The sequence below is a fragment of the Nocardioides sp. Z30_9 genome, assembly GCF_058215735.1.
In genome coordinates this window covers 1,273,782-1,300,708 of record NZ_JBZAJF010000002.1, presented here as the reverse complement: position 1 = coordinate 1,300,708, position 26,927 = coordinate 1,273,782, and the positions used below count along the sequence as shown (strand labels likewise).

The 26,927-nt window shown below is 71.6% G+C and carries 24 protein-coding genes; 6 read left to right on the top strand and 18 right to left on the bottom strand.

Annotated elements, in window-relative coordinates; translation table 11 throughout:
- The first annotated feature begins 13 nt into the window (after window positions 1-13).
- The 4 genes from AC4BGB_RS16960 to AC4BGB_RS16945 all read left to right on the top strand — a co-directional run bounded on the left by AC4BGB_RS16960 (window position 14) and on the right by AC4BGB_RS16945 (window position 3,886).
- The gene (locus AC4BGB_RS16960) at window positions 14-892 is read left to right on the top strand and encodes a signal peptidase I (RefSeq protein ID WP_490548087.1); all 879 of its coding nucleotides are present in this window, start codon (window positions 14-16) and stop codon (window positions 890-892) included.
- The gene (locus AC4BGB_RS16955) at window positions 879-1,514 is read left to right on the top strand and encodes a calcium-binding protein (protein ID WP_490548086.1); all 636 of its coding nucleotides are present in this window, start codon (window positions 879-881) and stop codon (window positions 1,512-1,514) included. The genes AC4BGB_RS16960 and AC4BGB_RS16955 overlap by 14 nt, the downstream gene beginning before the upstream one ends.
- Window positions 1,515-1,646: 132 nt before the next feature.
- Entirely contained in the window at window positions 1,647-3,191 is a 1,545-nt protein-coding gene (locus AC4BGB_RS16950) for a sensor histidine kinase (protein ID WP_490548085.1), read from the top strand.
- Entirely contained in the window at window positions 3,188-3,886 is a 699-nt protein-coding gene (locus AC4BGB_RS16945) for a response regulator (protein ID WP_490548084.1), read from the top strand. Before AC4BGB_RS16950 ends, AC4BGB_RS16945 begins: the two co-directional genes overlap by 4 nt.
- Here AC4BGB_RS16945 and glyA read toward each other — a convergent pair.
- The 16 genes from glyA to AC4BGB_RS16865 form a co-directional block, all read right to left on the bottom strand.
- Window positions 3,872-5,233 carry a serine hydroxymethyltransferase gene (gene glyA, locus AC4BGB_RS16940; protein ID WP_490548083.1) on the bottom strand — a complete coding sequence of 454 codons (1,362 nt, stop codon included), beginning with the start codon at window positions 5,231-5,233 and terminating at the stop codon, window positions 3,872-3,874. The two genes, AC4BGB_RS16945 and glyA, sit on opposite strands and share 15 nt — an antisense overlap.
- Window positions 5,234-5,249: 16 nt before the next feature.
- Window positions 5,250-5,792 (bottom strand): carboxymuconolactone decarboxylase family protein, encoded by a 543-nt coding sequence (locus AC4BGB_RS16935; protein ID WP_490548082.1) that lies wholly within the window; start codon window positions 5,790-5,792, stop codon window positions 5,250-5,252.
- Entirely contained in the window at window positions 5,789-6,673 is an 885-nt protein-coding gene (locus AC4BGB_RS16930; protein WP_490548081.1) for an SDR family oxidoreductase, read from the bottom strand. Before AC4BGB_RS16930 ends, AC4BGB_RS16935 begins: the two co-directional genes overlap by 4 nt.
- A 29-nt stretch (window positions 6,674-6,702) precedes the next feature.
- Window positions 6,703-7,788: an MlaD family protein gene (locus AC4BGB_RS16925; RefSeq protein WP_490548079.1), complete on the bottom strand. Its 1,086-nt coding sequence runs from the start codon at window positions 7,786-7,788 to the stop codon at window positions 6,703-6,705.
- Entirely contained in the window at window positions 7,785-8,915 is a 1,131-nt protein-coding gene (locus AC4BGB_RS16920; protein ID WP_490548078.1) for an MlaD family protein, read from the bottom strand. Before AC4BGB_RS16920 ends, AC4BGB_RS16925 begins: the two co-directional genes overlap by 4 nt.
- A complete protein-coding gene (locus AC4BGB_RS16915) occupies window positions 8,912-9,988 on the bottom strand; it encodes an MCE family protein (RefSeq protein WP_490548077.1) in 1,077 nt (358 codons plus the stop codon). Before AC4BGB_RS16915 ends, AC4BGB_RS16920 begins: the two co-directional genes overlap by 4 nt.
- Window positions 9,985-10,959 (bottom strand): MCE family protein, encoded by a 975-nt coding sequence (locus tag AC4BGB_RS16910; protein ID WP_490548076.1) that lies wholly within the window; start codon window positions 10,957-10,959, stop codon window positions 9,985-9,987. The genes AC4BGB_RS16915 and AC4BGB_RS16910 overlap by 4 nt, the downstream gene beginning before the upstream one ends.
- Window positions 10,956-11,963: an MCE family protein gene (locus AC4BGB_RS16905; protein WP_490548075.1), complete on the bottom strand. Its 1,008-nt coding sequence runs from the start codon at window positions 11,961-11,963 to the stop codon at window positions 10,956-10,958. Before AC4BGB_RS16905 ends, AC4BGB_RS16910 begins: the two co-directional genes overlap by 4 nt.
- 11 nt (window positions 11,964-11,974) lie before the next feature.
- A complete protein-coding gene (locus tag AC4BGB_RS16900; RefSeq protein ID WP_490548074.1) occupies window positions 11,975-13,057 on the bottom strand; it encodes an MCE family protein in 1,083 nt (360 codons plus the stop codon).
- 4 nt (window positions 13,058-13,061) lie between these two features.
- Entirely contained in the window at window positions 13,062-13,886 is an 825-nt protein-coding gene (locus AC4BGB_RS16895) for an MlaE family ABC transporter permease (protein WP_490548073.1), read from the bottom strand.
- Between the two features lie 9 nt (window positions 13,887-13,895).
- Window positions 13,896-14,693 carry an MlaE family ABC transporter permease gene (locus tag AC4BGB_RS16890; protein ID WP_490548460.1) on the bottom strand — a complete coding sequence of 266 codons (798 nt, stop codon included), beginning with the start codon at window positions 14,691-14,693 and terminating at the stop codon, window positions 13,896-13,898.
- 5 nt (window positions 14,694-14,698) lie between these two features.
- The gene (locus AC4BGB_RS16885) at window positions 14,699-16,603 is read right to left on the bottom strand and encodes a CocE/NonD family hydrolase (protein ID WP_490548072.1); all 1,905 of its coding nucleotides are present in this window, start codon (window positions 16,601-16,603) and stop codon (window positions 14,699-14,701) included.
- A 199-nt stretch (window positions 16,604-16,802) separates the two neighbouring features.
- Window positions 16,803-17,756: an electron transfer flavoprotein subunit alpha/FixB family protein gene (locus tag AC4BGB_RS16880; protein WP_490548071.1), complete on the bottom strand. Its 954-nt coding sequence runs from the start codon at window positions 17,754-17,756 to the stop codon at window positions 16,803-16,805.
- A 42-nt stretch (window positions 17,757-17,798) separates the two neighbouring features.
- Window positions 17,799-18,593 (bottom strand): electron transfer flavoprotein subunit beta/FixA family protein, encoded by a 795-nt coding sequence (locus AC4BGB_RS16875; protein ID WP_490548070.1) that lies wholly within the window; start codon window positions 18,591-18,593, stop codon window positions 17,799-17,801.
- Window positions 18,594-18,777: 184 nt separating this feature from the next.
- Window positions 18,778-19,155 carry a hypothetical protein gene (locus AC4BGB_RS16870; RefSeq protein ID WP_490548069.1) on the bottom strand — a complete coding sequence of 126 codons (378 nt, stop codon included), beginning with the start codon at window positions 19,153-19,155 and terminating at the stop codon, window positions 18,778-18,780.
- A 38-nt stretch (window positions 19,156-19,193) separates the two neighbouring features.
- Window positions 19,194-19,973 carry an enoyl-CoA hydratase/isomerase family protein gene (locus AC4BGB_RS16865; RefSeq protein ID WP_490548068.1) on the bottom strand — a complete coding sequence of 260 codons (780 nt, stop codon included), beginning with the start codon at window positions 19,971-19,973 and terminating at the stop codon, window positions 19,194-19,196.
- Between the two features lie 110 nt (window positions 19,974-20,083).
- Between AC4BGB_RS16865 and AC4BGB_RS16860 the strand changes: the two genes are divergently transcribed.
- Complete coding sequence (locus AC4BGB_RS16860) at window positions 20,084-21,313, top strand: NRAMP family divalent metal transporter (protein WP_490548067.1); 1,230 nt, start codon at window positions 20,084-20,086, stop codon at window positions 21,311-21,313.
- Window positions 21,314-21,344: 31 nt separating this feature from the next.
- Window positions 21,345-23,528 carry a glycogen debranching protein GlgX gene (glgX, locus tag AC4BGB_RS16855; protein WP_490548065.1) on the top strand — a complete coding sequence of 728 codons (2,184 nt, stop codon included), beginning with the start codon at window positions 21,345-21,347 and terminating at the stop codon, window positions 23,526-23,528.
- A 24-nt stretch (window positions 23,529-23,552) separates the two neighbouring features.
- On the opposite strand, the gene map is transcribed toward glgX, so the two are convergent.
- Window positions 23,553-24,320: a type I methionyl aminopeptidase gene (gene map, locus AC4BGB_RS16850; RefSeq protein WP_490548063.1), complete on the bottom strand. Its 768-nt coding sequence runs from the start codon at window positions 24,318-24,320 to the stop codon at window positions 23,553-23,555.
- Window positions 24,321-24,329: 9 nt separating this feature from the next.
- Complete coding sequence (gene glgP, locus AC4BGB_RS16845) at window positions 24,330-26,921, bottom strand: alpha-glucan family phosphorylase (RefSeq protein WP_490548062.1); 2,592 nt, start codon at window positions 26,919-26,921, stop codon at window positions 24,330-24,332.
- Window positions 26,922-26,927 lie beyond the last annotated feature (6 nt).

Here is a 26,927-nt window from a genome sequence, read left to right as displayed (position 1 = left end):
AGCGAGCAGGACCATGGCACGGGACACCACCCCCCGCACGGCGAGGCAGGCAGCACAGCTGCTGGCTCGCTGGGTGACCCGCCTGGTCCTGCTCGCCTTCGCGCTGCTGGTGGTCGGCGCACTGGTGGTCGTGGTGGTGCTGCCCCGGGCCACCCACGGAAGCGCCCTGACCGTGCTCACCGGCAGCATGACCCCGGAGATCCCGGTCGGCTCGGTCGTGGTGATCCGTCCGGTCGACACCGGGACGCTCCGGGTCGGCAACGTGGTCACCTACCAGGCCGAGCCCGGCAAGCCGGGATACATCACGCACCGGATCATGAAGGTCGACACCGCCACGACGCCGACCTCGTTCGTCCTGAAGGGCGACGCCAACCGCGGGGCGGACCTCGATCCCGTAACCGCCGACCAGATTCGCGGCCGGGTCTGGTTCCACGTCCCCTACCTCGGCGCCATCCGCGACGCCCTGCACGGCAAGGGCGGCATCACCCTGGTCGCGATGCTGCTCCTCGGCGGGTACGCGCTGAGCCAGCTGGGTGCGGGCCTTCGCGACCGCAAGGCGCAGGGCACGCCCGACACGGCTCGTTCCGGCGACATCGCGGTCAACCGGCTCCTGGTGCTGGCGCACCTGGACAAGGCCCGGCTCGACTCCCGCACCGGCCTCTCGCCCGACGCCATCGCGGCCCTGTGGTCCGCCGCCGTGGTGCACGAGGACGAGACCAGCTGCCTCTTCCTGCTCACACCGGCACCAGAGGCGATCGCCGTCACCCTGGAACGGCTGCACGACGTGCAACCACTGCAGCTCCGGATCATCGACCAGGCGGGCACCCTGTCTGGCCTCGAGGCAAGGTCGCTGACGCGGACTCGCGAGGAGGACGAGCGTGCGCACGCATAGGGCAGCCGGAGTGGCCGCAGCCGCCCTGGCCGCCCTCTTCCTCGGCGCCGCGCTCGGCGGTTCGCCCTCGACGTACGCCGCCTACTCCGACCACGTCGAGGTCCGCAGCACCGTTGGGGCCGGCGTCTGGGCGCCCGACCCGCCCGCAGCCTGCGGGCCGGTCGCGAGCTACGACCGCATCCTGTGGGGCACCCCCGGTGACGACGTCCTGCACGGCGGACCGCGACCGCAGATCATCATGGGCCTCGGTGGCGACGACGTGATCGAGGCCGGCAGCGGCCGGGACTGCCTGGTCGGCGGCACCGGCGACGACCGGCTCCGCGGCACCGGCGCGCACGACATCCTCATCGGCGGCCCCGGCCAGGACCACCTGTCCGGCGGCCCCACCCTCGACCACCCGGCCGTGGGCATGCCTGTCTCCCCCGCGGCAGGCATGCCCACCTCTCCTCCGGCACCGGAGCCGGCCCCCGAGACGGCCCAGAAGCCGACGCCCACCCCGACACCTGCCCCGCAGGCCCCCGCTGCCCCGGTCGTCCCAGCCCCGGCCGCCCCGGAAGCACAGCCGCCCGAGCCGGGGGCGGAAACGCCCGAACAAGCCGTCGCGGACGCCCCGGAGGACTAGACCGTCCACCGGGACGAACAACCTTCTACAGTGTCGAAAAGGACGTTCCGCCCGCCTGAAACGGCATGTCAGGCCGTTGGGAGGCCCTCGGCGGCACTCGCGCGACGCCCTGTCGGCATGCATCCTCCTCCCATGGGGGGAAACCAAGGCGCTTCGACAGCGGCGCCGCCACACCCGGTGCCGGTCATCGCCGGCGGTCTGGGCATCGCTGTCGTGCTGCCGGGACTTCTCGTCACCGGCCACCTCCGGACGCCGTGGGACCTGACGCTTCCCGGTGGAACGGCGAGCTGGGTGGTCACGGTCGCCTGCCTGGCCGCCGCGCTGTTCCTCGCCGCCGGGGTGCTGCGACTGGTCACCTGGAGGGTGACCGGTGACCCCCGCAGCGAGCTCGTCGGCGCGGCTCACGTCCTGATGGCGTGCATGTGCCTGCCTCTGGGGGCCCTCGGACGCGTCATCGCCCCCGACCACGAGGCCTTCATGCTCGGCGTGGCCCTGCACGCCGTGGTCTCCGTTACGGCGATGTGGCTGGTGGCCCGGGCCCTGCGACCCACCGAGGAGCCCACGCCCGAGCAGTCCCGCCGCTTCGGTGACCAGCTCATCACCCTGGGCACCGGCGCACTCCTCCTCGTCGCGGTGGTCGAGGACCTCGCCGTGCTGGCCGCCGGGGCCGGGCTCGACCGCTCGACGCTGGCCCGGGCTGTGGCCGTCACGGTGGCGATGGGTTGGGTGCTGCTCAGCGCGCGGGCCGCTCTGGACGGGAACCACTGGGCCCGGCAGTCCGCCCCTCTTCTGTGGGGGATGGGGCTCGCGCAGATGGTGAGCATGGTCGACAGCGGTCGCACGACCGGCTGGACGCTGACCGGCGTACTCGTCTGCGCCGCGGTGGCAGCGGCGGCGACCGTGCTCGCCGTGACCGCCTTCGGGGAGGCCCTCACCACCGAGGCCGAGGAGACCACCGAGCTCGCCCGGTGGCGCGAGCAGCTCGCCCACGACGCCCGCAGCGCCTGCCTGGGCCTGCGCGCCGCGATGGAGATCCTGGAGCGGTACGACGGCCGGGTGGATCCCGCGGTCACCGCCAGCCTGCGGGTGGCCGCGCTCCAGGAGGTCGGCCACATCGAGCACCTGCTCACGCGCTCGTCCACCGAGCCGTGCGAGACCTTCGACGTCACCGAGGTCGTGCGGGCGGTCTCCGCGGCGGCACGACCGCTCGGCACCCTGGTCACCGTGCACGGTGACCCCGCGACGGGGCACGGGCGCGCTCAGGACCTGGTCGCGGTGCTCAAGACGCTGCTGGTGAACGCCCAGACCCACGCACCGGGCAGCGCGGTGACGATGCGGGTCCGCGCCACGTCGTCCGGGGTGGTGATCGCCTGCTCCGACGACGGTCCCGGGCTGGGGACGGCCGACCCGGCACGGCTCTTCGAGCGCGGCTACCACTCCTCCGGCAGCCCCGGCTCGGGCCTGGGCCTGCACCACGCACGCGAGCTGATGCGCGACCAGGGCGGAGACCTCGTGCTCGCCGCCACCGGCTCGGGAGCCGGCTTCGAGGTGCTGCTCCCCTCCGCACCGGCACCGCAGGGCACGCGCCCCACGGCGCACGTCCCGGCCCAACGCACCCGCTCCACCGTCGCGGCGGCCGCCGCCCTGACCCCCCTGACCCCGGTCGGCACCCGATGAGCCTCGCCAGCACCGAGACGCGAGAGCTGGCGCCGGACCACCGGCCACACGTGGTGCTCGTCGACGACCACCAGCTCCTGACGCAGTCGCTGGCCGTGGCCCTGGAGATGGAGGGGCTCTCCTGCTCGGTGGCGCCGCTGCAGGACCGCGACGGCCTGCTCCGGACCGTGGCCGAGACCGCTGCCGATCTCGTGCTGCTCGACCTGGACCTCGGGGGTGCGCTGGGAGACGGCTCGCTGCTAGTCGCGCCACTGGTGCGCTCCGGCGCCCGTGTGCTCGTCGTCTCCGGGTCCGTGGACCCCGACCAGATCGGCCGCGCCATCGAGAACGGCGCCGTGGGGGTGCTGGACAAGGCAGCGACGTTCACCGTGCTCCTCGACACCGTGGTCGCCGCGGCCAGGGGCCGGCAGGTGCTGGACCCCACGCGGCGCAGGGACCTGGTCGAGGAGACACGCGCCCGGCGTGCCTGCCACAACGAGGCGGTGGCCCCCTTCGAGCGGCTGTCCACTCGCGAGGACGAGGTCCTCCGGGCGCTCGCCGAGGGGCACTGCGTCACCACGATCGCGGAGGCGGCGTACGTCTCCGAGGCGACGGTGCGCTCCCAGGTGCGGGCGGTCCTGACCAAGCTCGGCGTCACCTCCCAGCTGCAGGCGGTCGCGCTCGCGCACCGCTGCGGGTGGCTACGGCAGCGGTGACTGCCCAGGTGACTGAGCCGTGAAGTGCACCTCGGTGTAGGCCGAGCGCCACTCGGTGACCTCGGCGCCCACGGCCTCGGGGTCGTCCTCACGTAGTCCGCGGGCGAGGAAGCCCGCCAGCGTGGGCATCTGGTCCTCGCCCATCCCGAGGCGGGTGAGCTCGGGCGTCCCGATCCGCAGTCCGTTGGTGTCCCCGGGCACGGCCGCCGTCGGGAGACCGATGCCGCAGGTGAGCAGGCTGGCTCGCCGGAGCCGGCGCGAGGCGTTCTGCCCGCCGCCGTACGCCGCAGCCAGCACCGCGAACTGGTGCGACTCGGTCCGGCCCCGCTCGGTGGCGAACACCGGCACGTCGAGCAGCTCGAGCTCCCCGGCCAGCCGCGTCGCGTTGGCCACCATCGCCGTCGCGTAGCCGGGGCCGGCGGCCACCCAGTCGTTCATGGTGACGGCCAGCGCGGCGATCCGGCCCGCGTCGGAGTTCGCGGTCAGGCCGGGGTAGGCGATCGCGTCCAGGCGGCGGGCCAGCTCCTCGTCGTCGGTGACGACCAGTCCCCCGGCCGGGCCGCCGAGGCTCTTGTAGGTGCTCATCGTCATCAGGTGCGCACCCTCGCGCAGCGGGTTGGGCCAGGCACCGCCGGCGATCACCCCGCACAGGTGGGCGGCGTCGAAGAGCACCTTCGCGCCCACCTCGTCGGCGATCTCGCGGATGGCGGCGACCGGGTGCGGGAGGAGGTTCAGGCTGCCGCCGATGGTGATCAGCCGGGGCTTCTCGGCCCGGGCGGTGGCGGCGAGGGCGTCGAGGTCGACGGTGTAGCTGCCCGGGTGCACCTCGGCCGGGATGCTGCGCAGTCCGTAGAGACCGGCGGCGCCGGGACCGTGGTGGGTCACGTGGCCGCCGATCTCGGCCGGCGGGGAGATGATCGAGTCGCCCGGGGAGCAGGTGGCCATGAACGCGTACAGGTTGGCCAGCGCGCCCGACCCCACGCGCACCTCGGCGAACCTCGCGCCGAAGACCCGGGCGCTGAGCTCGGCCGCGATCACCTCGATCTGCTCGATCGCCTCGAGGCCGGTCTCGTACTTGTCGCTCGGGTAGCCCAGGCTCGCCCGCGACCCCAGGCCCCGCGAGAGGAGTGCCTCGGCGTGCGGGTTCATCACGTTCGTGGCCGGGTTGAGGTTCAGGCAGTCGCGGTCGTGGATCCGGTGGTTCTCACCGACGAGGCGCTCGATCTCGGCGTACGTCGCGGCCGGGTCCAGACCCGCGACCGCGGAGCTGACCGCGCTCACCCGCTCCTCGACGAGGGCGGGGGTCCAGGGGCGAGGCGCGAGGCTGCGGGTCACGGGTGCCGACATGCAGCACAGTGTGGCCTCAGCCGCGAGGTTTGTCCGGTTGCACGCGCAGTGTGTGCAGGGTCGTCGCCAGCATCTCGTAGTGCCCCACCAGCAGCAGGAACTCCAGCCGCGCCCGCTCGTCGAGCTCGGCGCACAGCGCGGCCCAGGTGCGGTCACCCAGGTCGCGCTCGCGGTGCAGCTCGTCGGTCGCGGTCAGCAGCAGCCGCTCGCGTGCGGACCAGCCAGGGTCCTCGGGCCCCTCGGTCACCCGGTCGATCTCGGCCTCGCTCAACCCGGCCCGCCGGCCCAGGCGACGGTGGTGGGCGAGCTCGTAGTCGCTGCGCGCCAGGGTGGCGACCCGCAGGATGACCAGCTCGCTCTCGCGCCGGGGCAGCCTGCCGCCGGGCATCAACCGTCCGGCGAAGTGCAGCCACCCCCAGAACAGCCCTTTGTTGCGCCCCAAGGTCAGGAAGATCGCCGGCGGCTCGGTGCCGGTGACGCGGCCGGCGGCACCCGCGAACAGCCAGGTCACGATCCCGACGTCGCGGCGCCTCCCGGGCGTCAGTCGCGCGGTGCTCATGCGGCCTCCTCGCGCCGGGCGGCCTGGACGGCGGGAAGCGCCTTGTTGGCGCCGTAGTTCATCCCGCGCATCAGCAATGCGTAGACGCGGGGCAGGTGCCGCTGCACCGCGTGGATGAGCCAGATGTCGCGCGAGGTGTAGACCCAGTACCGGTTGCGGCGTACGCCTTCGAGGATGGCGGCCGCGGCCTCCTCCGGGGTAGCCGCCGAGTCGCGGAAGTGCTTCTGCAGCCGCAGGAACGCCTTGCCGCCCTTGTCCACCCCGGCGATGTCGACGGTCTCGGTCAGCGGGGTGGCGACCGCGCCGGGGCAGACCAGGCTGACCCCGATGCGGTGCCGCCGCAGGTCGAAGCGGAGCACCTCGGAGACGCCGCGCAGGCCGAACTTGCTGGCGCTGTACGCCGCGTGCCACGGCATCCCGATGATCCCCGCCGCCGAGGACACGTTGACCACGTGTCCGCCGTGACCCGCCTCGATCATCCGCGGCACCAGCGTCTCGATCACGTGGATCGGGCCCATCAGGTTGATGTCCACCAGCCGCTGCCACTGCCGGTGCTCCAGCGACTGCACGGTCCCCCACGTGGAGATCCCGGCGATGTTCATCACCACGTCCATCGCGCCGTGCTCCGCGGTGAGCCGGGCCGCCAGGGCACGCACCGCCTCGTAGTCGGAGATGTCCGCGGCCTGGACGAGGCCGACCTTCCCACCGGCCTCGCGGATCTCCGTCGCGGTCTGCTCGACCAGGTCGGCCTGGACGTCGGTCAGGTGGACCCTCGCTCCCTGCTGGGCGGCCAGCTGCGCCGTGGCCCGGCCGATGCCGCTGGCGGCTCCGGTGATGAACACGTCCTTGTCCGCCAGCGTGCGGGTCCTGCGCTGCAACATGGGTCTCCTCGAGGTGTGGTGGTGCACGGTCAGCGGTTCAAGGGGGGTGGCGTGTGCTGCGCGCCGCGCCAGTGCCCGCCCCCGGGGCGGCAGTGCCCCTCGGTGTTCAGGGGCTGCCGGTCGGTGGAGGTGGGGTCGCGACGCGGGGTGCCGTAGGAGCACTGGCGCTCGCCCTGGAGCAGGAGGTCCACGTCGAGCCAGCCGTCGTTGAAGGCCGAGGAGAACCGGGACGCGCCGTAGTCCAGGCTCGTGGTGAGCTCACGCACGTGCGGGTCCCTGTCGGCCAGCAGCCCGGTCAGCCGCCCCAGGGCGGCGAGGGTGCCGGGCAGGACCTCCTCGAGGTCCTCGGCGAGCAGCGCCATCGTGTCGAGGTCAGCGGGCGCCGTGGCCAGGATGCGCCGGAACTCGGGATCGAAGTCCGCCAGCCAGTCGGTGAACAGCTTGGCGGAGCCGGAGAACTGGGCGAGCTTGTCGCGGTGGCCGGCCAGGACCTCCCCGGTGATCCTCCCGTTGCGCAGCAGCCGGGCCGTCTGCGGCCACGCCTCATCGAGGGTGGTGGTCAGCTTCTCGGTCGAGTCGAGCAGGGAGTCGAGCTCGCCGTCGATGCCGCCGGTGGCCAGGGTGAGCTCGTCCAGCACCACCCGCAGGTCCTTCTCGTCCACGTGCGAGAGCACGTTGTCCAGGCCGTCGGCTGCCTGCGCCAGCGAGACCGGCAGGTCGTCCGCGGTGGCCTTCACGACGTCGCCGTCGGCGAGGTACGGGCCCTTCGCAGCGTCCGGCTGGAAGTCCAGGAACTGCTCCCCCACCGGCGAGAGGCTGCGCACGGTGGCCCGTGCGGTGCGCGGGACCCGGGTGTCCTCACGCAGCGAGACGGTGGCCACGGCGCGCCCGTCCGCGAGGCCCACGTGGGTCACGGTGCCCACCCGGACGCCGCGGTAGCTGACGGGCGAGCCGTCGAAGAGCCCGCCGGTGCGGGGCAGCTGGACGGTGACGCTGTCCGGCCGGCGGGTGAGCGGGACGTCGAGCACGACGCCGAGCAGGTACGCCGTGCCCACGACAAGCACCGTGGAGAGTCCCACCACGCTCATCAGGGAGCGGTTCAGGTAGCGCCTCATCGGGTGCCTCCCGCCGGGGCGAGCGTCCCGCCGAGGCCCGGCAGCGCGGGCAGCTGCGGGAGCCCGGGAAGCTGCGGCAGGCCGGGGACGGCGGGCAGACCGGGCACGGCGGGCAGACCGGGGAGGACGCCGCCCGGCTCGCCGGGTTCGACGGCACCGCCACCGTTCCCGCCCAGGACGCTGTCCACGTGCAGCAGGAACTTCAGGTTGAGGTAGTCGGTCGGGGAGCGGTCGTCGATGCGCAGCGCGAAGTCGTTGATGATGTCGAGTCCCGGCACGATCTCTCCCTGCGCACCGAGCACCTCCTCGAGCACGGGCCCCAGCTCCCGGACCACCAGGGTGAGGTCCGCACGGGTCCGATTGACCAGCCGGTTGGAGACCAGCGCCAGCCGGTCGCTGTGCCGCAGCAGCCGGGCGAGGTCGTCGGTGTTCTCGGTCAGGGCGCGGGCTGCCGGGCGCAGCTGCTCCAGCGCCTTGTTCAGCGTCACCTCACGCCGGTCCAGGGTCTTGGAGGCGCGGTTCAGCGCGACCAGCACGCGGTCGATCTCCCGGGTGCTGCGCAGCGCCTGCCGCAGGAACTCGTCGGTCTCCGACAGCAGCCCCTTGGTCACCCCCACGCGCCCACCGAGCGCGGTGTTCAGCTCGGAGACGATCGTCTGCACCTGGCCGAGGCTGCCCCCGTTGATCAGCAGCGAGGCCGAGGCGAGCGTGTCCTCCACGGTGGCCGAGGTGGTCGCGGCGGGCCCCTCGACGAGCGCGTTCTCGGCCAGGGGTGCGCCCTTCTCGGCGGCGAGCACGTCGACGTACATCTCGCCCAGCGCGGTGGTGTAGCGCAGCCGGAAGGCGCTGCCCTCACGGAGCCTGGTGGTGTCGTCGATCGCCATGTCCACCCGGGCCCGGTAGTCCTCCGGACTGACCCGCAGCACCTTGCCGACGACCACTCCGCCGAGCTTCACCGGTGCCCCGTCCGGGAGGTTGAGCGCGTCGTCGAAGACGGCGCTCAACCTCCACTGGTCCGACCCCACCACCGAGGGGCGCACGCTGGCGCCGACCCCGCAGCCGCCGGTCAGCAGCGCGCCCGCGAGCACCGCGACCAGCGTGACCGCCCACGTCCCTGTGCGCCTCATCGCCCCGTCCCTCCCAGCACGGCGCCGAGCAGGCCGCCGAACAGGTCACCGACGTCCGGGTCGGTGCCGAGCTCGGCACACACGAACGGCAGGGCTCCGCAGACCTCGCCCGTGACCTCCTGCGCCGGCGAGAGGTGCTCGACCGGCATCTTGACTTGCAGCCGGTCGTTGTCGCCGATCGCATCGCCGATGTTGCGGAACGTGAGCGGGGAGACCTCGACGGCCTCGGCGAGCTCCTTCTGGTGCTCGAGCAGGCTCGTGGTCACCTTCGTGAGCCCCTTGAGCGAGCCCTTCAGCTGGACCCGGTGGGTCTTGACGAAGGTGGCCAGGGACCGCAGCGCCCGGCTCAGCGACAGCAGCGAGCGGCCGAAGTTGTTTCGCTCGTCGGCGAACAGGTCGGTCGCGTCGCTCACGCTGGTGATGAACTCGTCCACGACGCCCCGGTTCTTCGCCACGAGCGCGGTGAGGTCGTCGAGCCCGTCGATGGTGCCCACGAGCTCCCCGCGATGACCCGACAGGGCCTTGGCGGCGGCGGAGAGCTCCTTGACGGTCGCGTTGGCGTCGGCTCCGCGTCCCTGGAGCGCCTCGGCCCCCGCGGACAGCAGCCCCTGCAGGGCCTCGGCGTTCCCGTTCTCGCCCGCGATGCCGGTGCTGAAGTCCCGCAGCGACGCCAGCACCTCGTCGAACTCGACGGGCGTCCGGGTCCGGGTGACCGGGATCCGCGCTCCGGACGCGAGGCGCTTGCCGGGGGCGAAGGCGGGGGTCAGCTCGACGTAGCGGTCGGTGGCCACCGACCTGGCCACCACGACGGCGCCCACGCTCGCCGGGACGTCGACGTCCTCGCGGAGCTCGAGGCGGACCTCGACGACCTTGCCCTTCGGCGTGATGTCGGTGACCTCGCCGACGGGTACGCCGAGCACGCCCACGTCGTTGCCCACGAACAGGCCGGCGGAGTCGTCGAACTCGGCGACCACCTCGAGCGTGCCTCCGCGCATCGGCGCGCAGCCGCCGGTGGCCAGGAGCAGCGCGAGGGCCAGGACCAGCGCCAGGGGCCTGCAGCGGGGGCGGGTCATCGGCAGTCTCCCTTCAGCACGCACTCCAGGTTGTCCGGGGTCGCCCCGGGGATGTACTGGTCCAGCCACGGCCCGGTGCCGGCAGCGTTCGCGAAGTAGCGCGCGGAGACGGCCAGCGACTTGACCGTCCGCCCGACGTTCTTCTCCTGCTTCTGGAGCAGGGCGATCACCTTGTCGAGGTCCCGCAGCGTGGGGCCGATGTCGGCCTTGGTGTCCTCGATCACCCCGCGGAGCTGGTCGCCGAGCTCGGCGAGGTCGCGCAGCAGCGCGTGGATGGTCGCGCGCCGGGCGCGCAGCGTGTCCAGCAGGAGGTCCGCCTGCCTCATCAGCGGGATCAGGTCGCTGCCGCTGTCGCTGAGCTGTCGGGTCACCCGGCGGGCCGCCACCAGCAGCTCGCCGAGCTGGCCGGACCTGTCGGCGATCACGGTGGAGAGCTGACGGACGCCGTCGAGCGCGGGCCCGAGCTCTCCGCCGGAGGCCTCCAGGGTGGTGGCGAGCTGACCCAGCGACCTCTCGATCGTCACCGTGTCGAGCTCCCCCATCTCCGGCACGCCCTGGTCGATGACGTCCTGCAGGTTGAACGGGACGCGGGTGCGGGCCAGGGGGATCGTGTGCTCGCGCAGGTCGCCGGAGCCGCGGGGCGTGACCATCAGGAAGTGGGTGCCGAGCAGGGTCGCCACCTTGACCTCGGCCTCGGTGCGCGAACCGAGGTCGATCGCCTTGTCGAGGATGAACCGCACCCGGACCTGGTTCTTCCCGAGCTCGATCGCCTTGACCTCGCCAACGCCGACGCCGGCCACCTGGACCTCCTCCCCGACCCGCAGCCCGCCGGTGTGCTCGAGGACGGCGGTGTAGCTGTCCGAGCCGGGTGAGAGCCGGGCCATCGCCAGCACCAGCACCCCGGCCAGGGCGACCACGGCGAGGCCGACGAGCCCCACGCTGAAGCGATCCCGTTCGGCCAGCAGCTTCATGCGCACGCTCCGGTGTAGGGGCCGGACTCGCCGACCCAGACCTTCTGGCCCGCCACGGCGACGCCGAGGTTGCACAGGTAGACGTTGAGGAAGCCGCCGTAGGACATCGTCCGGGCGAGCGAGCTGAACATGAGGGGCAGCCGCTCCAGCGCCTTCTCCAGGCGCGGCTGCTCCCGGGCGAGCAGGGCCGTGGTGTCCTTCAGCGCCCGGACGTCGCGCTTCAGCCCGGGGCGCAGCTCGTCGAGCAGCGAGGTGGTGCTCTCCACGAGCTCGCCGAGGTGGTCGATGGAGTTCGCGAAGGTCTTGCGCTCCCCCGCCAGCCCGGTCATCAGCTTGCGCAGCTGGACGACGGTGGCGTCGAGCTCGGAGGACTGGTCGTCGAGGTTCTGCAGCACGGGGGTCAGGTTGGCCAGCACCTCGCCGAAGATCTCGTCCCGCCCGGCGAGGTACTTCGTGGCGTCGGCGGTGTTGCGCAGCAGCGACTCCACGGTGCCGGACTCCCCCTGCAGCACCGCGATCATGTTCCTGGCGAGCTCGTTGACCTCGGCGGGCTCGAGCACCGCGAACAACGGCTCGAAGCCGTTGAGCAGCGCGGTGAGGTCGAAGCCGGGGCTGGTGTTGGCCAGCGCGATGTCCGAGCCCGCGGGCAGCACCCGGCCGCGCTTGCCCTCGGCGGGTGCGCTCAGCGCGAGGTACCGCTGGCCCAGCAGGTTCTGGTAGCGCAGCGTCAGCTGGGTCCGCTCGTGGACGACCTGGTCCGCCCGGATCGAGAAGCGCACCCGGGCCCGGGTGTTCTCGACCACCTCGATCGAGTCGACCCGCCCGACCTTGACGCCGGCCACGCGTACGTCGTCGCCCGGGCGCAGTCCGCTGACCGCCTCGAACCGGGCCGACCACTCGGTCACGTCCCCGCCGGGGGCGTTGGTCATCATCCGCAGCAGCCCCACGAACAGCAGCCCGGAGACGACCGCGAACACCGTGAACTTCACCAGGGTGGGGCGCATCCCGACCACGCTCAGCACCCCCGTCCGCGGTGGGAGCCGAACCGGGGACAGTCCGCGGACCCGTACCCGGGATCTTCCTGGAGCTGCAGGTTGCCGTCGATCTGCAGGTAGCGCCCCTGCTTGAGCGCCAGGTTGAACCCGTCTGCGAGCCCGATCACCGAGACCACCCCGTCGACGAGCTGCACCCGTCCGTCGTAGAGCGCGTCCACGACCACCGCACTGCGCACCAGCACGTCGACCAGACCCTTCTCGTTGGCGCTGAGCACGCCGGAGGTCTTGGAGAAGGTGCGCGAGCCGCTGCGGACCAGGTTCTTGAAGTCGGCCTCGCGGTCGACCAGGGTGCGGGCCGCCACGAGCGCGTTGTCGGTGGCGTCGAACAGGTCGGGTGCGTAGCGCGCGAACGCCTCCAGGTTGGTCGCGAGCAGCTCGAGGTTGCGGCGTACCAACGGCATCTGCGGGTTCAGCCGGGACAGGTAGCGCTCCAGGACCACGATGCTCCGACCGAGCCGCTCCCCGTTCCCGTCGAGGGCTCCCGCGAGGCCCTGCAGGGTGCTCGCGAGCCGTGCCGGACCCAGCGCGCCCACCACCCGGTCCAGGCCGTCGAGGACGGTCTGGAGCTCGAGGGTCTGCTTGCTGGTGTCCTGCGGGATGCGCTGACCGGCCCGGAGCGAGCCGGCCCCGGCACCAGTCCTCCCGCCGCGCGAGACCAGGTCGACGAACGAGGTCCCGAACACGCTCGCGGGCAGGATCCTGGCGTGTACGTCGCCCGGCACCTCCTTGGCCACGCTCGGGGTCAGGCGCAGCGCGACCGCCACCGTGGAGGCTGCCCCCAGGTCGCCGTCGGCGCGCTCCAGGCTCGCCACCTTGCCGACCAGCACCCCCTTGTACTTCACGTCGCTGCCGGGGACCAGCGCCCCACCGGCGGTGTCCACCAGCACGGTGGCGTCCAGGCGGTCGGTGAAGGTGCCGCGGCCAAGCAGCACCAGTCCACCGACCAGCATGGCCAGGGCGGTCAGGAAGACGGTGCCGCGCGCGGCCAGCGTGGACCGGGAGGGCTCGCGTTCGCGGGAGCGCAGGAGGTCGAGGAGGCTCATCGGATCAGCCCGAGATCCGGAAGCCGGGGTCGTTGCCCCAGAAGACGAGGGTCAGCAGCATGTCGACCAGGACCACGATCACGATGGACGCGCGGATCGCCCGGCCGGTGGCCTCCCCCACGCCCTGGGGACCGCCGGAGGCGCGGAAGCCGTACCAGCAGTGGATCACGGTCACCAGCAGCGCGAACACCAGGATCTTGACCACCGAGTAGGCCACGTCCCGCCCGGAGATGAACGTGTCGAAGTAGTGCTGGTAGGTGCCCGGCGACTGGTCGAAGAGCACGGTGACCGCCAGCATCGAGGCGATCCAGGAGCCGATCAGCCCGATCAGGTAGAGCGGGAGGATCGCGAACATGGCGGCGAGCACGCGGGTGGTGACCAGGAACCGCAGCGGGTGGACCGCCATCACCTCGAGCGCGTCGATCTCCTCGTGGGTGCGCATCGACCCGATCTGGGCGGTGAACCGGCAGCCGACCTGGGCGGCCAGCGCCAGGGCGGCGACCAGCGGTGCCAGCTCCCGGGTGTTGACCGAGGCGGAGACGAACCCGGTCAGCGGGGCGAGGCCGACGAGCTCGAGGCCGGAGAACCCCTCGATGCCCAGCGAGGTGCCCGCGGAGACCGCGAGCAGCACCATCACGCCGATGGTGCCGCCGCCGACGACGATCGCACCCGAGCCCCAGCTGATGTCGGCCAGCTGGCGCAGCACCTCGGCGCGGTAGTGGCGCATCGTGTAGCGCACCGAGCCCAGGGTGCGCAGGGCGAAGGTGACGACGTCACCCGCAGTGACCAGGGTGTCCGTGGCCACCCGCTGCATGCTCCGCTGTGCCATCGCCGTCGCCTACGCGATCCGCTGGGGCACGAGCATCACGTAGGCCTGGGTCATCGCCACGTTCACGACGGCCAGCACGATGAAGCTGAGCACGACCGACTGGTTGACCGCCTCGGCCACACCTCGTGGCCCACCTGTCGCCCCCAGCCCCTTGTGCGCGGCGACGATCGTGGCGAGGAACCCGAACACCGCGGCCTTGAGCTCGGCGAGCAGCAGGTCGGTGGGTGCCGAGAACGCGACGAAGGAGCTGAGGTAGGTCCCCGAGCTGACGTTCCCGCCGCCCACGTTGAGCGCGTAGCCGGTGCCGATCGCGGTCACCGCGACGACCACGTTGAGCAGCAGCGCCACCCCCACGGCGGCGACGATGCGCGGGGCCACCAGCCGGTTGACCGGGTTCAGGCCCATCGAGCGGAGGGCGTCGACCTCCTCACGGATGGTCCGGGCGCCGAGGTCAGCGCACAGGGCGGAGCCGACCGCCCCGGCGATCATCAGCGAGGTCACCAGCGGCGCTCCCTGACGGAGTACGCCGACCCCGTTGACCGCTCCGGAGAAGGAGGAGGCGCCGATCTGCGCGGCGACCCCGCCCACCTGCACCGAGACGATCACGCCGAAGGGGATCGCGACCAGGATCGTGGGCAGCAGCGAGACCCGGGTCATGAACCACGCCTGGAAGAGGCACTCGCTCCACGAGAACCGGCGCCCCACGATGTCGGTCGCCGCCGCCTTCACCCCCTCCACGGCGAGCACCATCATCGAGCCGGTGGTGACCACTCCCGCGCGGGACCGCGTGCGCAGACCCGCGCTCATCGTGCTCACGGCTCGACGACCAGGTCCAGGAACGACGGGGTGGTCGCGTTGTGCTGGATCCGGTAGATCCCGCCGAGCAGGTTGCCTTGCAGCATGGGCGGCGGCAGCAGGTGCGGCGTGTCCCCGGTCTTGACCAGGATCCGCAGCTCGTGGCCCGCGGGGACGGTGTGGAAGACCGGGCGGATCTCCACGTCGTGGCGCACCGCCGGCCCCACGGGGACGGGCCGCGCGGACTCCTTGGTGTAGGCGCGGTGCGGCAGGATCCAGCCACCCGGGAGCCCGGGCCAGCTCTGCTCCTTCACGACCGTGCGCTGCGAGCCGAGGAGGTCGCCGCTGCTGATCTCCAGCGAGGTGCCGTCGGGTGCCACGTCCTGGAGGTCGACCGAGAGCATCGTGTCGGGGCGGGTCGAGGTCAGCTCCAGGGCCAGGCCCGCGGGGCCGGCCAGTCGCAGCGGCTTCGCCAGCGGGCCGGTGGTGTAGCTGACCTCACCGGGCTTGTCGAAGGCCGTGTCGGGGATGGGCTTGCAGGCCTTGTACAGCTCCCGGAGCGCACCTGCTCCCCACTGGTTCAGCGAGGTGCTGCAGCCCAGCGAGAGCCCGGTGTAGGCGATCGTCGAGGAGCCGGTCGCGGCCGTCGGCTTCGCCGCGGCCAGCTTCCTTCCCGGCTGGAGGTGCAGTCGTCTCGTCGTACCGGCCTCGCTCGGGTAGGAGGCTCGGCGGTAGCTCGCGCCGCCGGGCTCGATGACCTGCATCGGCTTCCTCGTGTCCAGGATCCCGGTGTCCTTGCCCTTGAGCCACTGGTCGAACCAGGCCAGCTGCACCCGGTCCAGGTCCTGGCCCTCGCCCTGGTTGCCGTGGTCCCAGGGCCCGAACATCAGCTGGAAGCGCGGCGAGACCGGCTGGTCGCGGAGCATCGGGGCCGTCACCGAGCGACCGGCCCAGGCGTTCTGGAGGCCGCTGTAGAGCAGCGGCTCCCCTCGCTGGAAGACGTCGAAGAGGCCGCCGACGAGGTGCACCGCGACGCCGTTCCTCACGATCTGCGGGAGCACCCGCTGCGGGGCCCGCGCCTGCCAGTAGGCGCTGTCGTAGACGCGTCCCTGCTGGAGCACTGCGTCGAGGCCGGTCTGGAGCTCGAACGGGATGCCGGCCATCGCGTGCTCGACGGAGAGCAGCGCAGCCTCGAGGGGGTTGTCGGTCCGCTCCGCCAGCGGGGTGAGCGTGCGCAGGCCGAAGTACAGCGCGATCAGCCCCAGGCTGGACTCCATGTTGACCAGGCCACCGCTGGAGAACAGGTCACGGAACGGGTCGGCCGCGGTGGCGATCGGGAAGATCGCCTTGAGCGGGGAGTTCGGGCCCACCTCCGCGGCGGTGAACATCTGGTCGATCCCGAGGTAGGACCCTCCGGTGGCACCCACCTTGCCGGTGCTGTTCGGGAGCTTCGCGGCCCAGCGCACCAGCTCGGCGCCGTCGCGCGCCTCCACCTCGCCGAAGAGCTGCGACTGCCCCTGGCTGCCGCCCGTGCCGGCGACGTCGACCACGGCGAAGATGTAGCCGCGCTTGATCAGGTAGGGGCTGGCCGGGTCCTGGACCTTCTTGCCGTACGGCGTCTGGACCAGGATGACCGGGAACGGCCCCTTAGCCGGGGTACTCGTCCCGGGCTCCGCCGGCGCCAGCACCCGGGCGCGCAGCACGCGACCGTCGCGCATCGTGATCGGGATGTTCTCGGTGGTGACGATGTCGTAGCGCTCGGGCCCCGGCGCCCAGCTCGCCCCGGTCGCCGCAGTCGCCCCGGTCGCCGCCGTCTGTCCGTGCACCGGTGCCAGCACCGCCACCAGGGCGAGGACAGTGGCGGCGAGCGCGGCGCGGAACAGCCGCGTCCGGTCCTCGGGGCGCGAAGTGTGGTGGGTCACATCGCCTGTAACGTCCGGTGTATCTGTGAGTTACGCCTCGATTGGGATTCACTTCCCCGTTTCCTCGTCTCGAAACGGTTCAGCTGCCTCGGGAAAGCAACAGGCAGCCGGCCAGGACCGCCAGGGCGACGAACGCCCCGGCGTACCTGACCGGCTGCCTGGTGGTGCTGAACGGTCTCACGACCGCACTGGGACCGGATCAGCCCTTGCGCTTGGTGATGTCCTCGGTGGCGGTGGGCAGCACCGTGTGCAGGTCACCCACGACGCCGAAGTCGACGAGCTCGAAGATCGGCGCCTCCTCGTCCTTGTTCACCGCGACGATGGTCTTGGAGGTCTGCATCCCCGCGCGGTGCTGGATGGCACCGGAGATGCCGGCCGCGATGTAGAGCTGGGGCGAGACGACCTTGCCGGTCTGGCCGATCTGGAAGGCGTGCGGCTTCCAGCCGGAGTCGACGGCCGCACGCGAGGCGCCGACAGCGGCACCGAGCGAGTCGGCGAAGTTGTCGACCTCGTCGAAGTTGCCGCCCGTGCCACGACCACCGGCGACCACGATCGCGGCCTCGGTGAGCTCGGGGCGACCCGATGCGGCGCGGGGCTGGGAGGCCACGATCTTGGCCTTCTTCGCCGAGTCGGAGATCGTCGCTGCGAACTCCTCCTTGGCGCCGGCACCCTCGGACTCCTCGGGAGCCGCGGAGTTGGGCTTGACCGTGATGATCGGGGTGCCGTGGGTGATCTTGGACTTGACGGTGTAGCTGCCGGCGAAGACCGACTGCGTGGTCACCGGGCCCTCCTGCACGTCGACGGCGTCGGTGATCACACCGGAGCCGAGCTTGATCGCGAGGCGGCCGGCGATCTCCTTGCCCTCGGAGTTCGACGGGATCAGGATCGCCGCCGGGCTCGTCTTCTCGGCGAGCTGCTGCAGCGCCTCGGCCTTGGGGGCCACGAGGTAGCCCTTGATCTGCGCGTCGTCGACGACGTAGACCTTCTCGGCGCCGTACTTCTTCACCGACTCCACGACACCGTCTGCGGCGTCAGCCGCACCGATGAACACCGCGGAGGGCTCACCGAGCCGCTTGGCGATGGTGAGCAGCTCGAGGGTGGGCTTGCGGACCTTGCCGCCGACATGGTCGACGAGTACCAGAACTTCAGACATTTCTTCGATTCCTCCGAAAGACTCAGCTGCGCAGAAGGGGGGTCAGATGAACTTCTTGGACGCGAGGAACTCGACGAGCGCCTTGGCGCCCGACCCGTCCTCGTCGGCGACGACCTCGCCCGCGGTGCGCGGCGGACGCTCCTCGGTGTCCTCGACCTGGGTCCAGGCGGCGTCGAGGCCGACCTCGCCCGCGTCGACGCCGATGTCGGCCAGCGACCAGGTCTCCAGCGGCTTCTTCTTCGCGGCCATGATGCCCTTGAAGGAGGGGTAGCGGGCCTCGCCGGACTGGTCGGTCACCGACAGCACGAGCGGTGCGGTGGCGCCGATGACCTCGGTGGAGGTGTCGCCGTCACGCTTGATCCGGAACTCCTTGCCCTGGCTCTCGATCACCGAGCCGAGCGTGACCTGCGGGAGGTCGAGGCGCTCGGCCAGCATCGCCGGGATCACGCTGCCGGTCGCGTCGGTCGAGGCCATTCCGCAGACGATCAGGTCGACCTCAGCCTCCTCGCCGAGCTTGCGGATCGCGCCGGCCAGCACCGCGGAGGTGCCGAGGTAGTCCGAGCCGGCGATCGCGTCGTCGACCACGTGGACGCCCTTGTCGGCACCCATCTGCAGCGCCTTCTTGATCGCGTCGGAGGCGCCCTCGGGACCGACGGTGAGCGCGGTCACCGTGGAGTCCTCGTTCTTCTCCTTGAGCTGCAGGGCCTGCTCGACGGCGTACTCGTCGAGCTCGGAGAGCAGACCGTCGACACCGACCCGGTCCACGGTGTTGTCGGACTCGAAGTGCCGATCGGCGGTTGCGTCGGGAACGTACTTCACACAGATGACAATGTTCATGACTCACACGGCCCGAAGTGGGCCCCTCCTGAACTAGAGACGGATGAGGTTTCTCGCGGAGAAGCTGCATGCTTTGCCGGCGGCCTCGGTTGAGGTTACCGCCGAGTTGCCTACCTGGGCACAGGTGCACCGGGTGGGGTCAGTCACAGTGATGCGACTGCCCGGGGAACGTTAGCCGGAAGGTCTAGCGCGAACTCTTGGGCGCGATCACGTTCGCGAGCACCCGGCCGATCACCAGGTAGACGACCGCAGCGATGCCCCAGTTCAGCAGCGCGTTCTTCGCCTCGGCGTTCTTGCCGGTGAAGTCGAAGATGCCCTCGTCACGGCTGAACGGACCAGAGACCGCGTCGGCCACGCTGGTGATGAACTCGACGATCGTGTTCTGCTCGTTGATGTTGTTGCGCAGCACCACGAGCACCGCACCGAGGGCGAGGATGGTCGCCAGCGCCGCGAACACGATGCGTACGACGCGGGCCGCACGGGACCGGACCGCCGCCTGGGAAGCAGAGAACCGGTCCTTGCGGGTTCCCTCGGATTCGTCGGTGCTTGCTTTCGGCGACACGGGGCGCTCCTGGTGGTCAGCGAGATCGGATGAGGCGGTCAGCGACCCTCGAACTGGGCCTTGCCGGGCCCATTGTGGACGAAGGAGTCCATTCCTGCGCTGCGGTCTTGCGTAGCGAACAGGGCGGCGAACTGCTGGCGCTCGATCTCCAGGCCCGTGTCGAGGTCGACCTCGAGCCCCAGGTCGATCGATTCCTTGGCCGCGCGGACGGCGTACGTCGCCGCCTTGGTGAACTGCGCGGCCCAGGCCACCGCCTCGTCGTAGACCTGTTCGGCCGGCACGACCTTGTCCACGAGACCGATCCGCAGCGCCTCGTCGGCCTTCACGAAGCGGCCGGTGAAGATGATGTCCTTGGCCCGGCTGGGCCCGACGAGCCGGCTCAGCCGCTGGGTTCCGCCGGCTCCCGGGATGATCCCCAGCAGGATCTCCGGCTGGCCCAGCGTCGCGTTGTCGGCAGCGATCCGGATGTCGGCGCACAGCGCCAGCTCGCACCCACCGCCGAGGGCGTAGCCGGTGACCGCGGCCACGACGGGCTTGGGGATCCGGGCGACGGCGGTGAAGGAGCTGGTGAGGCCGTGGGAGCGCTTGACCATGTCGGTGTGCGACATCGCGGCCATCTCCTTGACGTCGGCCCCGGCCGCGAAGACGCGCTCGCCGCCGTAGATCACGACCGCCTTGACGTCGTCGCGCTCGGTCGCCTCGGCGGCGGCCGCGCGGATCTCCTCCTGCATCTGGGCGTCGAGCGCGTTCATCTTCGGGCGGTCCAACCGGATGGTGCCGACCCCGTCGGCGACCTCGAGACGGACGAACTCCCCCATGACTGCTCCTCACACGTAGACGGCTGTGCGGTCAACCTATCCCCGACCGGCTCGGTTCAACCTCCGGCGGACCTCTGGACCCGAGGGGCCGGCATTCATACGGTGGGTCGATGGCCCAGAGCACCGCGGCGGAGGCAGAGCCCCACGCACTGAGGTCCACCGGCCGGGTGGGCTTCCTGGGCGCCATGTTCCTGATGGCGACCTCGGCCATCGGGCCGGGATTCCTCACCCAGACCACGACGTTCACCGTCCAGCTCGGCGCCGCGTTCGCGTTCGCGATCCTGGTGTCCCTGCTCGTGGACGTGGCGATCCAGCTCAACGTCTGGCGCATCGTCGGAGTCTCCGGACGCCGGGCCCAGGACCTGGCGAACGCCGCGCTCCCCGGCAGCGGCTTCCTGCTCGCCGCGCTCGACGTCTTCGGCGGGCTGGTCTTCAACATCGGCAACGTCGCCGGCACCGCGCTCGGCCTCGAGGCGCTCTTCGGACTCGACGTGAGGGTCGGCGGGGTCGTCTCGGCACTGGTCGCGGTCGCGGTGTTCCTGGTCCGCCGGGCCGGGTTGGCGATGGACCGGCTGGTGGTCCTGCTGGGCGTGCTGATGCTCGGGCTCACGACGTACGTCGCCATCAGCACCACCCCGCCGGTCGGGGACGCGCTGGTGCAGTCCGTGGCGCCGGAGACGATCAGCTTCCTCGCGATCACCACGCTGATCGGCGGCACCGTCGGTGGCTACATCGTGTACGCCGGCGCGCACCGCCTCGTCGACAACGGGATCCAGGGCGTGGAGAACGTCCGCGAGATCACCCGCGCCTCGGTCCTCGGCATCGCGATCACCGGGCTGATGCGGGTGGCGCTGTTCCTCGCGGTCCTCGGCGTGGTCACCTCAGGCGCCTCCATCGACGAGGGCAACCCCACCGCCTCCGCCTTCGACGCGGCGCTCGGCGACGTGGGCAAGATCGTGTTCGGCGCGGTGATCTGGAGCGCGGCGATCACCTCGGTGATCGGGGCGTCGTACACCTCGACCTCGTTCCTGAAGGTCCTCGGCGGGTGGGTCACCCGGTGGGAGCGGTGGATCGTGGTCGGCTTCATCGCCACCTCGACGCTGCTGTTCCTGCTGCTCGGGGCCGAGCCGGTGAAGCTGCTGGTCTTCGCCGGCGCCTTCAACGGGCTGATCCTGCCTGTGGGCCTCGGGCTGCTGCTCTGGGTCGCCGCCCGCCGCCGGGACCTGATGGACGGCTACCGCTACCCGAGGTGGCTGATCGCGATCGGCGCCGCGGCCTGGGTGCTGACCATCTACCTCGGCTACGAGTCGCTGACCGGGCTCGGGGACCTGTTCGCCTGACCCACCCCGCCCGGGGGACATAATCAGCCGAATGACTCCAGGGACGTGGTCGGCGACCGACGAGAGCGTCGCGGTGTGGCCCGGGCGCGCCTGGCCGCTCGGCGCGGCCTGGAGCGAGGAGTCGACCAACTTCGCGGTGTACTCCCCCGAGGCGACCGCGCTGTGGGTGGCGCTGTTCGACGAGGACCCCGCCACCGGCGAGCTGGTGGAGACGCGGTTCGAGCTCACCGAGCACACGCTCGGGATCTGGCACGGAGCGCTGCCCGACCTTCCCCGGGGCCAGCGCTACGGGTTCCGCGCCGACGGTCCGTGGGACCCCGACGCCGGACTGCGGTTCAACGCCGCCAAGCTGCTGCTCGACCCCTACGCCCGCGCGGTCTCCGGCGGGTTCCGCACCGACCCAGCGGTTTTCGGGCACGTGCGCACCGACGACGGCGTGGACCACCTCTCCCTGCGCGACGACCGCGACTCCGCGCCGTACGTCGGCAAGGCGGTCGTGGTCCACGACGAGTTCCACTGGGGCGAGGACCGCCCGATGCAGCGGCGCTGGCGCGACACCGTCATCTACGAGCTGCACGTCAAGGGCTTCACGAAGCTGCACGACCGGGTCCCCGAGGAGCTGCGCGGCACGTACGCCGGGCTCGGGCACCGGGTCGTCACCGACTACCTCAACGACCTCGGCGTGACCGCGGTGGAGCTGCTGCCCGTCCACGAGTTCGTCTCCGAGCCGCGGCTCGCGGAGCTCGGCCTGACCAACTACTGGGGCTACAACTCCCTCGGCTACTTCGCCCCGCACGCGGCGTACTCCTCCTCCGGCGACCGCGGCCAGCAGGTCACCGAGTTCAAGCAGATGGTCAAGGACCTGCACGCCGCGGGGATCGAGGTGATCCTCGACGTGGTCTACAACCACACCGCCGAGGCCGGGGCGGACGGGCCGACGCTGAGCTTCCGCGGGCTCGACGACCTCGGCTACTACGCCCGCAGCTCCCCCGACCCCCGCGACCGGCACCAGCCGGACACCTACTGGGACATCACCGGCTGCGGCAACACCGTGGCTGCCGACCACCCGCCTGCGCTGCGGCTGATCCTGGACTCGCTGCGCTACTGGGTCACCGAGATGCACGTCGACGGGTTCCGGTTCGACCTGGCCTCGGCCCTGGCCCGGACCGGCCACGAGGTCGACATGGCCTGCCACTTCCTGACCACGATCGGGCAGGACCCCGTGCTGCGGCACGTGAAGCTGATCGCCGAGCCGTGGGACGTCTCCAGCGACGGCTACCGCGTCGGGGAGTTCCCGCCGCCGTGGGTGGAGTGGAACGACCAGTACCGCGACACGATGCGCGACTTCTGGCGCTCCTCCGGCGACGGCGTGCGGACCGTGGCCACCCGCCTGGCGGGCTCCTCGGACCTCTACCTCGACGACGGCCGGTCGCCGTACGCCTCGATCAACTTCATCACCGCCCACGACGGCTTCACCCTGCGCGACCTGGTCTCCTACGACCACAAGCACAACGAGGCCAACGGGGAGGGCAACCGGGACGGCACCGGCAACAACCGCTCCTGGAACTGCGGCGTCGAGGGCGAGACCGACGACCCCGAGGTGATCGCGCTGCGCCACCGCCAGGCCGCGAACCTGATCGCGACGCTGTGCCTGTCCGCCGGGGTGCCGATGATCACCGCCGGCGACGAGCGCGGCCGCACCCAGCGCGGGAACAACAACCCCTACAACCAGGACAACGAGATCTCCTGGGTCGACTGGCGACCCGACGACGCCTGGCTCGGCACCTTCGACATCACCCGGGCGGCGCTGCGGATCCGCCGCGACCACCCTGCTCTGCGGCAGCGGCACTGGTTCGAGGGCCGTCCCACGATCGTCGGCGGCCCCAAGGACCTGGCCTGGATCCATCCCTCGGGCCGCGAGATGACCGGCGACGACTGGCTCGACGGCGGCCTGCACGTGATCGGGATGTTCGTCTCCGGCGACCCGCTCCGCTCCCCCGGCCCGCGCGGGGAGCAGCAGCACGACAGCAGCTTCCTGCTCTGGCTCAACGGCTCGCCGCAGGAGTGCACCGTCACCTTCCCCTCCAACCAGTGGGTCCAGCGCGGCGTCGTCGTGCTCTCCACCGACCCGGGCAACCCGATCGGGGTCGAGGTCACCGCCGGCGCCAGCACCGTGCTGGCGGCGCGGAGCCTGGTGCTGCTCGAGCAGACCTGAGCCGGCGTACGCCGGGCCGCGGGATCAGTCGCGGGCGGTGAGGACGAGCGGCTCGCCCTCGGTGACGGCGATCGTGTGCTCCGAGTGGGCGCCCCGGGAGCCGTCGCGGCTGCGGATCGTCCAGCCGTCCTTGTCGGTGTAGATCTCGTCGGTGGTGTGCAGGAACCACGGCTCGATGGCGATCACGAGGCCGGGCCGGAGGGCGTAGCCGCGACCGGGCCGGCCGTCGTTGGCCACGTGCAGGTCGCCGTGCATGGTGCGTCCCACGCTGTGCCCGCCGAACTGGAGGTTCACCTTGAGCCCCTCGGCGTGGGCGACCTCGCCGATGGCCGCGGAGATGTCGCCGAGCCGGTTGCCGGGGACAGCCGCGGCGATGCCGGCGTCGAGCGCACGGCGGGTGGTCTCGATCAGCGCGAGGTCGCGCGGGTCCGGCGTACCGACGACCAGGCTGAGCGCGGAGTCCGAGACCCACCCGTCGACCGAGCAGGCGAAGTCGAGGCTGAGCAGGTCACCGTCGCGCAGGGCGTAGTCGTGGGGCAGGCCGTGCAGGACGGCGTCGTTGACCGAGGTGCACAGCGACTTGCCGAACGGCATCGCCCCGAAGGACGGGTGGTAGTCCACGTAGCAGGAGACCGCGCCCCGCTCGCGGATCATCCGTGCAGCGAGCGCGTCGAGGTCGAGCAGGTTCACGCCCACGTCGGCCGCCGCCTCGAGTGCGGTGAGCACCTCGGCGACGAACCGGCCGGCCGGTTTCATCTGCTCGATCTCGGCCGGGCTGCGTAACTCGATCACGTGGCGAGCCTAGGCCAGGACCACCAGACCGAGCTCGGCCGGCGAGGCCAGCGCGGGGTGCCGGGGCAGGACCCGCACCGTGTAGCCGAACGAGCCGGCGCGGCTGAGCTGGACGTGTCCGTCGAAGCGGTAGCGGCCGCCCTCGTAGTTCTCCCCCGGGGTGAGCGAGGTGGTCGTGGTCTCGACGAGCTCGTCCTCGCCCCTGACCCGGCCGTGCACCACCTCGACGTCGACGTCGTCGGGCGAGAGGCTGCCGAGCGAGACGAAGACGTGCAGGTCCATCCCGCCGCCGATCTCGGGGGCGTCGGAGAGGCCCTCGGTCTCCACGTGGTCGATGTGCACGCCGGACCAGCCGGAGAGCACGCGCGACTTCCATCCCGCGAGGTCGGTGGCCCCGGCGTAGGAGTCGTTCATCGCCCGCGAGGAGAGCGCCGCAGGGGCGTAGAGCCGCTCGACGTACTCGCGCAGCATCCGCGTGGAGAGCACCTTGGGGCCGAGCGACTTCAGCGTGTGCCGGACCATCTCGATCCACCGGGGCGGCACGCCGGTCTCGTCGAGGTCGTAGAACCTCGGCGCGACCTCGTTCTCGATCAGTTCGTAGAGCGCGTTCGCCTCGAGGTCGTCACGCAGGTCGGGGTCCTCGACACCGTCGGCCGACGGGATCGCCCAGCCGTTGCTGCCGTCGTACCACTCGTCCCACCAGCCGTCGAGGATGGAGAGGTTCAGGCCGCCGTTGAGGGCCGCCTTCATCCCCGAGGTGCCGCAGGCCTCGTAGGGCCGCAGCGGGTTGTTCAGCCACACGTCGCAGCCGGGGTAGAGCGGCTGCGCCATCGCGATGTCGTAGTTGGGCAGGTAGGCGACGCGGTGCCGGACCTCGGGGTCGTCGGCGAGCTGCACGATCGCCTGGATCAGCTTCTTGCCGCCGTCGTCGGCGGGGTGCGCCTTGCCGGCCATGATCAGCTGCACGGGCCGTTCCGGGTGCAGCAGCAGGCGCTTGAGCCGCTCGGGGTCGCTGAGCATCAAGGTGAGCCGCTTGTACGACGCCGCCCGCCGGGCGAACCCGATCGTGAGCACGTCGGGGTCCAGGGCCGTCTCGGTCCAGCCGAGCTCCGCCTGGGACTGGCCTCGCTTGATGCAGGACTTCCGCAGCCGGGCGCGGGCGTCGAGGACGAGGCGCTGGCGCAGCTCGCGCTTGGTCGCCCACAGGTCGACCGACGGGACCTCGTCGACGACGTTCCAGACGTCGGCGGCGTCGGAGTCGGTGTTCGCACCCTGCTTGCGGGCGAGCTCGAAGACCTCGCGGGCCACCCAGGTGGGAGCGTGCACGCCGTTGGTGATCGAGGTGATCGGGACCTCGGCCTCGTCGAAGGCCGGCCACAGCCCGTTGAACATGCCCCGGCTGACCTCGCCGTGCAGCTCGGAGACGCCGTTGGCGCGCTGGGCGAGCCGGAAGCCCATCACGGCCATGTTGAACACGCCGCTGTCACCGCCGTGGTAGTCCTCGGCGCCGAGCCGCAGGATCCGGTCGGTGGGTACGCCGGCCACCGGGCTCTGCGCGCCGAAGTACTGCTCGATCAGCTCGCGGGGGAACCGGTCGATCCCGGCGGGGACGGGGGTGTGCGTGGTGAACACCGTGCCGGCGCGGGTGACCTCGACGGCCGTGTCGAAGTCGAGCCCGGGCCCGCCCTCGGCGACGGTCAGCTCGCGGATCCGCTCGAGCCCGAGGAAGCCGGCGTGGCCCTCGTTGGTGTGGAACACCTCGGGGTCCTCGGCGCCGGTGATCCGAGAGAAGGCGCGCAGGGCACGGACGCCGCCCACGCCGAGCAGCAGCTCCTGGAGCAGCCGGTGCTCGGTGGTGCCGCCGTAGAGCCGGTCGGTGATCTCCCGCAGCGGACCGGGGTTCTCCTCGATGTCGGTGTCGAGCAGCAGCAGCGGGACCCGGCCGACATGGGCGACGAACACCCGCGCGGTCAGCTCGGCGTCCCCCGGGACGGAGATGTGCACGTGGGCGGGGGTGCCGTCGGCCTCGCGCAGCAGCGTGATCGGCAGGCCGTCGGGGTCCAGCACGGGGTAGCTCTCCAGCTGCCAGCCCTCGCGGGAGAACTGCTGGCGGAAGTAGCCGTACTTGTAGAGCAGGCCGACGCCGATCAGCGGCACCCCGAGGTCGCTGGCGGTCTTGAGGTGGTCACCCGCGAGGATGCCGAGACCGCCGGAGTACTGCGGCAGCACCGAGGTGATGCCGTACTCCGGGGAGAAGTAGGCGATCGCCTTCGGCAGCGCAGCGCCCTCCTCAGCCCGCTTCTGGGCCTCCTGGAACCACCGGTCGCCGGTGAGGTAGCCCTGCAGGTCGGCCTCGGCAGCGCCGAGCAGCTGCAGGAACGTCGCGTCGCCGGACAGCTCCTCGAGCCGGGCGGTGGACACGGCGCCGAGCGTCTTGACCGGGTCGTGGCCGCTCTCGCGCCAGATCTCGGGATCCAGCGCCGCGAACACGTCCTGGGTCTCCGGGCTCCACGACCACCGCAGGTTGGTGGCCAGGTCCCCCAGCGCTCGCAGCGGCTCCGGCAGCACCGGACGGACGGTGAATCGTCGAATGGCTCGCACCGGAGC

Excerpts from the sequence above, each read along its gene's own strand:
- AC4BGB_RS16935 (WP_490548082.1), bottom strand. The coding sequence starts at position 5,792 with ATGAGCACCGCGCGACTGACGCCCGGGAGGCGCCGCGACGTCGGGATC.
- AC4BGB_RS16875 (WP_490548070.1), bottom strand. The coding sequence starts at position 18,593 with ATGAACATTGTCATCTGTGTGAAGTACGTTCCCGACGCAACCGCCGAT.
- AC4BGB_RS16900 (WP_490548074.1), bottom strand. The coding sequence starts at position 13,057 with ATGAGCCTCCTCGACCTCCTGCGCTCCCGCGAACGCGAGCCCTCCCGG.
- AC4BGB_RS16925 (WP_490548079.1), bottom strand. The coding sequence starts at position 7,788 with ATGAGGCGCTACCTGAACCGCTCCCTGATGAGCGTGGTGGGACTCTCC.
- AC4BGB_RS16895 (WP_490548073.1), bottom strand. The coding sequence starts at position 13,886 with ATGGCACAGCGGAGCATGCAGCGGGTGGCCACGGACACCCTGGTCACT.
- AC4BGB_RS16880 (WP_490548071.1), bottom strand. The coding sequence starts at position 17,756 with ATGTCTGAAGTTCTGGTACTCGTCGACCATGTCGGCGGCAAGGTCCGC.
- AC4BGB_RS16960 (WP_490548087.1), top strand. The coding sequence starts at position 14 with ATGGCACGGGACACCACCCCCCGCACGGCGAGGCAGGCAGCACAGCTG.
- AC4BGB_RS16910 (WP_490548076.1), bottom strand. The coding sequence starts at position 10,959 with ATGAAGCTGCTGGCCGAACGGGATCGCTTCAGCGTGGGGCTCGTCGGC.
- glyA (WP_490548083.1), bottom strand. The coding sequence starts at position 5,233 with ATGTCGGCACCCGTGACCCGCAGCCTCGCGCCTCGCCCCTGGACCCCC.
- AC4BGB_RS16920 (WP_490548078.1), bottom strand. The coding sequence starts at position 8,915 with ATGAGGCGCACAGGGACGTGGGCGGTCACGCTGGTCGCGGTGCTCGCG.
- AC4BGB_RS16915 (WP_490548077.1), bottom strand. The coding sequence starts at position 9,988 with ATGACCCGCCCCCGCTGCAGGCCCCTGGCGCTGGTCCTGGCCCTCGCG.
- glgX (WP_490548065.1), top strand. The coding sequence starts at position 21,345 with ATGACTCCAGGGACGTGGTCGGCGACCGACGAGAGCGTCGCGGTGTGG.
- AC4BGB_RS16905 (WP_490548075.1), bottom strand. The coding sequence starts at position 11,963 with ATGCGCCCCACCCTGGTGAAGTTCACGGTGTTCGCGGTCGTCTCCGGG.
- AC4BGB_RS16950 (WP_490548085.1), top strand. The coding sequence starts at position 1,647 with ATGGGGGGAAACCAAGGCGCTTCGACAGCGGCGCCGCCACACCCGGTG.
- AC4BGB_RS16865 (WP_490548068.1), bottom strand. The coding sequence starts at position 19,973 with ATGGGGGAGTTCGTCCGTCTCGAGGTCGCCGACGGGGTCGGCACCATC.
- AC4BGB_RS16860 (WP_490548067.1), top strand. The coding sequence starts at position 20,084 with ATGGCCCAGAGCACCGCGGCGGAGGCAGAGCCCCACGCACTGAGGTCC.
- AC4BGB_RS16945 (WP_490548084.1), top strand. The coding sequence starts at position 3,188 with ATGAGCCTCGCCAGCACCGAGACGCGAGAGCTGGCGCCGGACCACCGG.
- AC4BGB_RS16930 (WP_490548081.1), bottom strand. The coding sequence starts at position 6,673 with ATGTTGCAGCGCAGGACCCGCACGCTGGCGGACAAGGACGTGTTCATC.
- AC4BGB_RS16890 (WP_490548460.1), bottom strand. The coding sequence starts at position 14,693 with ATGAGCGCGGGTCTGCGCACGCGGTCCCGCGCGGGAGTGGTCACCACC.